The organism is Halanaerobiales bacterium (assembly GCA_035270125.1).
Taxonomy (GTDB): Bacteria; Bacillota; Halanaerobiia; order Halanaerobiales; family DATFIM01; genus DATFIM01.
Genome location: DATFIM010000048.1, coordinates 1 through 2,316 on the forward strand (window position 1 = coordinate 1; position 2,316 = coordinate 2,316).

General features: G+C 32.2%; 2 protein-coding genes. Both read right to left on the bottom strand.

Annotated features, from left to right (window positions below):
• Nucleotides 1–152: 152 nt before the first annotated feature.
• The gene (locus VJ881_02320; GenBank protein HKL74876.1) at nt 153–437 is read right to left on the bottom strand and encodes a MoaD family protein; all 285 of its coding nucleotides are present in this window, start codon (nt 435–437) and stop codon (nt 153–155) included.
• 79 nt (nt 438–516) lie between these two features.
• The coding region (locus VJ881_02325) for an aldehyde ferredoxin oxidoreductase family protein (GenBank protein HKL74877.1) at nt 517–2,316 on the bottom strand (1,800 nt) is incomplete at its 5' end.

Here is a 2,316-nt window from a genome sequence, read left to right on the forward strand (position 1 = left end):
AAAATAAAAAAAACGGTAAAAGCTGATTATGAAGTTGCTTTAGAAAACATTAATACTGCAAAAAAATGTGCTGAAACTATAATTAAAAGTAATTATAGTTTCTTTGATAAAAACTCTGAATTCATTAAAGAGATTAAAAATAAACTTGATAATTAACCTCCAGCTGATGGAGGAAATAATGTAATAATATCTTCATCTTTTAGCTCAGTTTTTAAATTATTAAGATGGAGAATGTTTTTTCCATTAACTAAAATTATTGCCCCTGGAGAAATTTTTCCTTTATCATTAAGTAATTTATTGGTAAAATAATCATCATAATCATTATCTAACTTGTTAATTAATTCAGAAATAGTAATTGGATTTTTAATTTCATATACTTCCCCTGAACTCTTCAGATTTATTTTAAATAAAGAATAAAATTTTACTTTTATTGTCATAATTATCATCCTCTTTTAATTGAAAATCCATCCAACCCTAATTAAAAGATTGGATGGATTTTATTAACTGAATTATATTTTATTTAATGCCCATTTCCTCTAATTTTTTATCACTTATATAACCATCTTCCTCCCAACCTCTTTTTTTATAATATTTTGGTAATAACTCTTTATATTTTGAATTAATACCCTTTTGAGGTCCATCAGGAAGAGGTTCATCAAAACGTTCAGGCAACTTATCCTCATCAGGAGTAATACCAGCTTCTAAATTAAATTGACGTTCCAGATTATATATTCTTTCACCAGTTTCCAGCAATGAATCAGATGTATAGTCAAATTTTGTACCTGCATTTACTATTTCTCGATAATCATCAAGACCTAAAGCAAATGAAGTAAAAAGACACATTCCAATTGAATCAATTATAGCTGTTAAGTCCTGGAATATAATTACCCATTCAGGTTTTCCTTCTAATTCTTGAGGATCTAGTTTTTCAGGTACACCTAAAACTTCTGGAGAAATCATGTATCCTCTAACATGACATCCACCTCTATTTGAGGTTACATAATTAAGTCCATGGCCCTGTACTCCTCTTGGATCATAAGCAGGAAGTTCCTGTTTTTTAACACTCATTGAAAGCTCAGGGTGCCCTCTTGATTCTGCTAGGCGATAAGAACCTTCAGCTAATTCATCTCCAATACCTTCACGATAACCCATTTGTTTTGTATAATAAACTATTGATTCGGAAGAACCAAATTTTAATTCAGGGCCATTTTCCAATTCATCCTTATCTATATGACCTTTTTCATATAACTCCATTGCACAGGCAATTGTCGTTCCAGCTGAAATTGTATCCAAACCGAGTTCATTACAAATAAAGTTAGCTTCCGTGATAGCATTTAGATCATTTACTCCACAATCAGCACCATAAGCCCAGCCAGTTTCATATTCAGGCCCTTCACCATGCTGACCATTAGGTAGTTTTACATCACGTCCACAGCGTATTGGACATCCATAACATCCTTTATTTGATTGTAAATAACCTTTTTCAACTAAAGCTTCACCAGAAACTTCTTCTACATCTTCAAAAGTACCATACTGGAAGTTATTAGTTGGATATAATCCATTAGAATTAATTATATTATCCAAAACTTTAGTACCAAGAGATGGCAAACCTTCTCCAGTTACTCCATCTTCTTTTAACATCTTGGTTTGTTTTCTTACAACTTCCATCATTTCTTCTTTATAATACTCAACCTGTTTTTCATCTGCTTTTACAACTATAGCTTTTAGGTTCTTTGAGCCCATGACTGCCCCTACACCTGTACGACCGGCAGCTCTGTGTTTATCATTCATAATTGAAGCAAATTTAACCAAATTTTCTCCAGCAGGCCCAATACAACTTACTTTAGCCTTATCATTGCCAAAAACATCTACTAAGTAATCTGTAGTTTCGAAAACTGTTTTTCCCCATATTTCTGAGGCATCTTTAAGTTCCACTTCATTACCTTTAATTGATAAATAAAGGGGTCTTTTTGCTTTACCTTCAAAAATAATAATATCATTACCACTAAATCTCAATTCTGCCCCAAAAAATCCGCCTGAATTACTACTTGCAATAGTACCGGTTAATGGCCCTTTTGTGACAACCATATAACGCCCACCAGTAGATGCTGCTGTTCCAGTTAATAATCCAGTAGCAAAAATAAGTTTATTCTCGGGGCTAAGAGGGTCTACCTTAGGGTCAATTTCATCATATAATATTTTAGATGCTAATCCTCTTCCTCCTAAATACTTCTTTACTACTTCACCTTCGATTTTTTCTCTTTTAATTTCTTCATTGCTAAGATCAATTCTCAATACTTCATACTCATAAATTTT

What these genes read in the sequence shown, in the direction of transcription:
- VJ881_02320 (HKL74876.1), bottom strand. Translation starts at nt 437, where the DNA reads ATGACAATAAAAGTAAAATTTTATTCTTTATTTAAAATAAATCTGAAG.